This window comes from Collinsella sp. SGI.095, assembly GCF_050314535.1.
Lineage (GTDB): Bacteria > Actinomycetota > Coriobacteriia > Coriobacteriales > Coriobacteriaceae > Collinsella.
In genome coordinates this window covers 36,107-42,457 of record NZ_JBNPNG010000016.1, presented here as the reverse complement: position 1 = coordinate 42,457, position 6,351 = coordinate 36,107, and the positions used below count along the sequence as shown (strand labels likewise).

Sequence of the window (6,351 nt, the reverse complement as noted above, 5' to 3'; positions counted from 1 at the left end):
GGTAGGAGAAGTCGTTCTATATTGAAATCGCCCTTGAGTTATCCTGTCGTGCAATGAAAAACAGAGACTATCCGTAGTCTCTGTTTTTGTAAGGGGGTTCCTTTCAAAAGGAGGGCATCCCCTATTTTTGATTTAATCGTGCTGCTGACTGGATTGAAATGCTGGAAGTCATGCCGTTGGGCATTGTCGTTTCCCGTCAAACTTGGAAAGAATGAATAACGGGGAAATGAGAAACTGTGAAGTTGGAATTGGATGACATTGGGGGCGGCGATGCAATTCTGGCGCCATCTTCGATTGACAGTGAGGCAGATAGGGGATAGGCCATGGCTGAAACGTTCAATCCCAAGAACATCATCGTCACGGGCGGCTGCGGCTTCATCGGCAGCAACTTCGTGCACTACGTGGTCAACAACCACCCCGGGGTGCACGTCACCGTCCTGGACAGGCTGACCTACGCCGGAAACCCCGAGAACATCGCCGGGCTGCCCTCCGACCGCGTGGAGCTCGTCGTGGGCGACATCTGCGACGCGGAGCTGCTGGACCGCATCGTCCCCGGCCACGACGCCATCGTCCACTACGCCGCCGAGAGCCACAACGACAACTCAATCGCCGACCCCGAGCCGTTCCTTCGCACCAACGTGGAGGGCACCTTCCGCCTGCTGGAGGCCGTCCGCAAGCACGGCGTCCGCTACCACCACGTCTCCACCGACGAGGTCTACGGCGACCTGGCGCTCGACGACCCGGCGAAGTTCACCGAGGAGACGCCCTATAAGCCGTCCTCCCCGTACAGCTCCACCAAGGCCAGCTCCGACATGCTCGTGCGCGCCTGGACCCGCACCTACGGGCTTCGCACGACCATCTCCAACTGCTCCAACAACTAAGGCCCCTACCAGCACGTGGAGAAGTTCATCCCCAGGCAGATCACCAACATCGTCGACGGCGTCCGCCCCAAGCTCTACGGAAAGGGTGAGAACGTCCGCGACTGGATCCACACCGAGGACCACTCCTCGGCCGTCTGGGACATCCTCACCAAGGGTGAGATGGGGGAGACCTACCTCATCGGAGCCAATGGCGAGAAGAACAACATCACGGTCCTGCGCATGATCCTGGAGGCGATGGGAAAGGACCCCGAGGACTTCGACTGGGTTGCCGACCGCCCCGGCCACGACCGCCGCTACGCCATCGACAGCTCTAAACTCCAACGCGAGCTGGGCTGGAGGCCGATGCACACCGACTTCGCCGAGGGTCTGAAGCAGACCATCGACTGGTACGTGGCCAACGAGTCCTGGTGGCGCCCGGCCAAGGAGGCCACCGAGGCCCGCTACCGCTCCCAGGGTCAGTAGGGGGCGTGGCGCTGGGCTTTTGACGTTGTTAATGCGCGCCTGTCAGATTCGCATTGCAATGGGTTGCTTGGGTTTTGGTGCCCTGTGCGATGGCATTGATATGCTTTTGCATGTGACCTAAGAGTTGCCGTGCCGACTAAAGTGCCGTCGACCTAAGGAAGTTATTCCAAATAGATCAAGCGGCTTTATCGGCTTCGGGCCATTTATTCGCCATGGTTCTTTTGCTTTTAGCGGCGATATCCTGATTCTTGCCAGTATTGTTTTTGTATGCCTGTTCGTATTTCCTAATCTGGTCTTTGTATTCCTTAATGAGGACCTCTAAGGATTCATCGAGAAACAGCAGCATTTCGCTCCCGTCATATCCATCTACTGTATCGTCCATGAATCTGCATCCCGAGAGCGGGATATCGCAGGAGCATTTGCCGATCAGGTTTTCTAGTATTTCTAGTCGACGGAGCAGTACTCCTGCATCGTCAAGAATGTCGAGCCAGCTTCGTACCTCTTTGCAAAACAGCATGTTGATTCCTTTCGCGTTATGGCTTCGCATGACGTAAGGAATCTAAAGATTCGTGCGGACACATATGCGCCTATCATTAATTGGTCCAAATTGTTATGCATGAGCGTGGCGTTGTCACTTCGTTGTGCGGGCGAAAAGCTATGGAGACTTCCGGTTGCCTTGTGTCAAGTCCAAAATTGGAGTAAATTTGTGTCAGTGAAATTGACGTGGAGCTCCTGCGGGAACCACGTCCACCTGAAAGGCGGTCTCCGTTTGGCGGCCGCCTTTCGCATTTTCTATGAGGACTTGTGTCTAAGCCGTTTCTTACGATTGAGGAGCAGGTTGGATTGCTTAGTTCTCGTGGCCTCATCGCCGATTCGGAAACTGATCGCCTTTTGATGAGGGTGATCTAACCTTTGGTAATCTCGAGCACTTTTTAATTTAATGAAACCTCAAGAAAAGAAAGACGTCGCGAAGATGATTGCACTTTCAACTCGTGAACTCAACGCTCCTAATCCGGGCTTCCTTGAGGTAAATGACATGAGGACGCATCTGGAGGTGCTTGTAAAGATTCGCAATATTTGTGCTCATGACGAGCGCTTGTACTGCGCCAAGGTTGGTGGAAGAAAAGACGTTAGTTACCTCAAGATGACCTGGATGCTCGAGCACTACTTAACTCGCTCGGAATCCATGGAGTATTTGAAGGACTTGTTGGGGCTTATTTCTACGGGTGTTAACGACGCCTCTATTGGACACGTCTTGTCTGGACTTGGATATCGAGAGTTCAATGCTCAGCTCCAAAAGAGATTGCGCTAACTGAAATCGAAGTTCGCATACAATGATAATCAATACAAAGAAGTTGGTTGAGATCTTCTTATCGGGGACGCATTCGCTGAGTGTGCCCCGTTTTCTTTATGGCCGAAGTGGCGTATATTCCGATAGGACGCTTGTCACTCTGCCATTTGCTGCGAGGATGGGTTTATATTGGAGCGTTTCGAATTAACTGAAAGCTGAGAGTCCTTCGGGTAACGTTTTCTGTTGTGTTGAAGGCTTATTACATGAGCTGTTTCCGGAAGTGCGGGGGAAATCGAGACCTGTCGACCACGACCGGTTATTCGTCATTAAAACCGCAGGTCACAATTGTTTAAAAGTGTGGCTTGGTTGGCTTGAAGTCGTTTCCCCCGCACTTCTGAGAACCGATGCCGGAAGTATGCGTCAAATTCTGGAAACTCTGAGCACACGCCCCATTTTGTCCAAAGAACCCGCATGTAGATTGATTGCGGTGTTCCCGTGTGGTCGGCGTGTTTCAAATTTGCCGCATACTTCCGGATTTAACGTTCTGATGCAGCGCGTGCTGACGTATTTACTTGGCAAATTACTGCAATTTAGGGGGGTAAGTCGTTGAGTTACCCAAGTGTCATTCATTGCCCCGCCGTCCACAGATTGCAAAAACGATTTACGCCGAATTGTTCGCTTATCCCGGCGTACTTCGATTTGCCACGGATCAAATCTCGATACATTAATAGATGCTGCTACCAGGCCATTTTCTGGTGCAGGTCTATTGGCTTTCCGTGGAGATCGGAGCGGCCATGTCAGTCGTTTTTTCCAGTCATCATCGTCTTCAGTTTCTGTTTGTTGCCATGGCCTGCCTTTGCGTTTTGCTGGGCGGGCCTTCTTATGCCGCGGGTGCGGATAGCCTTACCATCGCGGGCCAAACATACGACGAGCCGGGTGTCTCGGGCACCGGCTGGGCCTGGACCGATGCCGACCATCTGCAGCTTAACGGCTACGCAGACGAGGCCATTGGCGCGGAGGGCGACCTGGTGGTAACGCTGGTGGGCCAAAATGTTGTGGACGAGGCGCAGGCCGAGGATGCGGACATGTGCACGAGGCGGCCTTGAGGTGTGGGGCAACCTTACGCTTTGCGGCGCGGACTCGCTGCGCGCGACGGGTTCGCAGTGCGGTGTCTTTGCGTTGGGCGCGCTGGTGATCGACGGCTGCTTGGTCGATGGCCGGGCTGACGGCAGGGGCATGATCGATGCTTCGGTGGCCGGCGTGCGCGGTGCCACCGTTAGCGTACGCGGCGGTGCGCATGTTGTTGCCGCCGGCAGCGGATCAGGCGACGATTGCCACTTCCTTGGTATGTACGCCTCCGATGGCCAGTTTGCCGTGGATGCCTCCTGGGTGGACGCGACCGGCGCCAAAGCCGGCGTTGCCTGCGAGAGCGGTTCACTTACCTCTGCACTGTTTGTGACGCCGATGGGCGGGGCGTTTGGTAGCACCAGCGTGATTGATGCCAACGGGTCTGTGACGCAGCATGTGGTAATTGAGCCCACGGGCGCCAATCCGCCGGCGGGGGAGACCCGGCCCGGTACCGATGAGTCCGCCGGCGGTGATCCCGCGGGGGATACAAAGTCCGGTAGCGAAGAAAAACCCAAGGACGAGAACAAGCCCAGCGAGGATCTCATGCCTATGCCCGATCCGGCTCCTGGGCCGGACGAAAAGCCGGTGCCTGCTTCCGCCAAGACGCCTGCGACCAAGACTGCCAAGAAGACCAAGCCCGCACCGACACCGGCCGCCGCTCTCGCCAAAACCGGCGACGGCGATTGGATGATTGTTTCTCTGGCATGCGTAACGATGGGGATGCTGCTACTTTGTTTAGCTTTACTGGCTGCGAAGTGATTGTCGCTAGACATGCCTCAAGTGGCTCATTAGTTTCCACGCGCATCTACCCTGCGACCTATGGCGTGTCCGTTGATGCCGCTGGCGCGAATGTGGCCTACCACGCGCTCAACATCTAGGCGAGCAATCGCCTATCGGCGCTATACTGCAGCCGTTGCCCACGATGTGGGAAACATCCGCATCGTGGGCTTTTGTTTTGAAGGGACGGTGTCACGTGGACGCACAACAGCTAGAAGAGGCCTGGGCTGCAAGGGCTGGCGCACGCGAGGCGCGACTGGTTGCGGCCTCGCATGTGCCGGCGGCGCTTTCGCTTCTGGGGATTGTGCGCCCCGGCGATCGCCTGGTGGCCTTTGCGGATGACTTTGCCGAAGCGTTTGCTTGCGGCTTTGAGGGCTGCGATGTCGTGCTGGTGGGCTCGCCGTCTGCCGAGGCGTTTGCTGCTGCGTCCGAGGGCTTTGATGCTTCGCTTGATGTCGAGGGGCCGCACCTGTGGTGGTTCGCCAACTCCATTGGCGCGTTCGGTCTGCGTGTGCCCGATTTGCGCGCGTTAGGCCGCGCCGCGCGTGAGGCCCATGCGCTGCTGGTTGTTGACAACACCGTGGCTGACGTCTTTGGCTGCAATCCGCTGCGCTTGGGCGCCGTGCTGTCGCTCGAGGCACTCGACCGCGTGTGTGCCGGTAAGGCCCCGCGTAAGCTCGTTGCCGCTTCGGTGGCGCGATCGCAGCTCAAGCGCCATCGTGTGGACGCTGCGGCTGAGTGCGCGCATGCGTTGTTTGCGGGCTGCGGTGCGTCGGCGCTCGATCTTTCTGCTGAGGAGGCCGACGTGCTGGAGCGCGGGCTTTCCTCGCTTAACGCTCGCATGCAGGCGCATTTCGACCGCGCCCGTGCGCTGGCCGAGTATCTGGCCGCGAACGAGATGGTGTGCAACGTGCGCTATCCCGGGCTGAGCTCGCATCCTGACCATGCGGTTGCAACGGGAATCCTCGAGCATGGCTTTGGCCCGGCAGTTGAGTTTGACCTTATCGAGCGTAGCGCGGGAGAGTTATTCGACGCTTTGCCGGGGGAGTTCCGCACATCGCCTGCCGGCGGCGCAACGACGCGTCTTTCGGCCCCACGTGGCAAGCAGGGGGACACCATCCGCCTCTTCGCCGGCACCGACGATCCCCTGACGGTAGCCGCCGCCCTCGATAACGCCCTCCGATAGTAGCTAATTTGGGACGGGGCTTTTTTAGCTACCCAATGTCAATTTTTGGCTATGAGTTAAGAATGCTCTGGATGGGTAGCTAAAAAAGCCCCGTCCCAAATTAGCTACTCTTTGATGGTGTCGATCAGGTCGTTGGCCCTTGCGGCTATGACTTCGTTGATCTCTGCCTGCAGCTCCTCGTAGGCCGCTATGGCTCGCTCGCCGGCGGGGGTGAGCGAGCTCCCGCGGGCGCCGTCGCGCTCGATGAGCTTGCACCCCAGCTGCCCCTCGGCCTCGTTCACAATGCGCCATGCCTTGGAATAGGCCATGCCCATGCTCTTGGCGGCGCGGTTGATCGAGTGTTCGCGGGCGATACCCTGCAGCAGCAAGACGCAGCCGTGGCCGAACACGCCCGGCAGATCTTTGTCGCACGACTGAATGACCAGTTTTGCCGTCGTCTTGTACTCCATGCGCTCCACGTCTCTCCGCTAAAGTGTCTGCTGGGCAAACGCAAAGCCTGCGTTAAGCCCTCGTGTGCTCTTCTTAAATCATGCATTGTAGCAGTCAAAGTGCGTTAAGATACTTGCCCAGTATTGGGCGCCCAAGGTTGGGCTGGGTCCTACGAGGCCTGCAGCCGACCGGTCGCA

The 6,351-nt window shown here is 57.2% G+C and carries 6 protein-coding genes and 1 pseudogene; 5 read left to right on the top strand and 2 right to left on the bottom strand.

Annotation, left to right across the window (positions count from 1 at the left end):
• Positions 1 to 323: 323 nt before the first annotated feature.
• Positions 324 to 1,343: pseudogene (gene rfbB, locus ACQRCA_RS06795) on the top strand (dTDP-glucose 4,6-dehydratase).
• 175 nt (positions 1,344 to 1,518) lie between these two features.
• Here rfbB and ACQRCA_RS06790 read toward each other — a convergent pair.
• Positions 1,519 to 1,860 carry a hypothetical protein gene (locus ACQRCA_RS06790; protein ID WP_427719642.1) on the bottom strand — a complete coding sequence of 114 codons (342 nt, stop codon included), beginning with the start codon at positions 1,858 to 1,860 and terminating at the stop codon, positions 1,519 to 1,521.
• Between the two features lie 423 nt (positions 1,861 to 2,283).
• Here ACQRCA_RS06790 and ACQRCA_RS06785 point away from each other — a divergent pair, with 423 nt between their 5' ends.
• The 4 genes from ACQRCA_RS06785 (at position 2,284) to ACQRCA_RS06770 (ending at position 5,725) form a co-directional block, all read left to right on the top strand.
• Positions 2,284 to 2,655: a hypothetical protein gene (locus ACQRCA_RS06785; RefSeq protein ID WP_427719641.1), complete on the top strand. Its 372-nt coding sequence runs from the start codon at positions 2,284 to 2,286 to the stop codon at positions 2,653 to 2,655.
• Between the two features lie 773 nt (positions 2,656 to 3,428).
• Entirely contained in the window at positions 3,429 to 3,740 is a 312-nt protein-coding gene (locus ACQRCA_RS06780; protein WP_427719640.1) for a hypothetical protein, read from the top strand.
• Positions 3,712 to 4,521 (top strand): hypothetical protein, encoded by an 810-nt coding sequence (locus ACQRCA_RS06775; RefSeq protein ID WP_427719639.1) that lies wholly within the window; start codon positions 3,712 to 3,714, stop codon positions 4,519 to 4,521. The genes ACQRCA_RS06780 and ACQRCA_RS06775 overlap by 29 nt, the downstream gene beginning before the upstream one ends.
• A gap of 214 nt (positions 4,522 to 4,735) precedes the next feature.
• On the top strand, positions 4,736 to 5,725 hold the full coding sequence (locus ACQRCA_RS06770) for a PLP-dependent transferase (RefSeq protein ID WP_427719638.1): 990 nt from the start codon (positions 4,736 to 4,738) through the stop codon (positions 5,723 to 5,725).
• Positions 5,726 to 5,829: 104 nt separating this feature from the next.
• Here the strand turns inward: ACQRCA_RS06770 and ACQRCA_RS06765 are convergent, their stop codons facing one another.
• A complete protein-coding gene (locus tag ACQRCA_RS06765; protein WP_427719637.1) occupies positions 5,830 to 6,174 on the bottom strand; it encodes a winged helix-turn-helix domain-containing protein in 345 nt (114 codons plus the stop codon).
• Between the last annotated feature and the right edge of the window lie 177 nt (positions 6,175 to 6,351).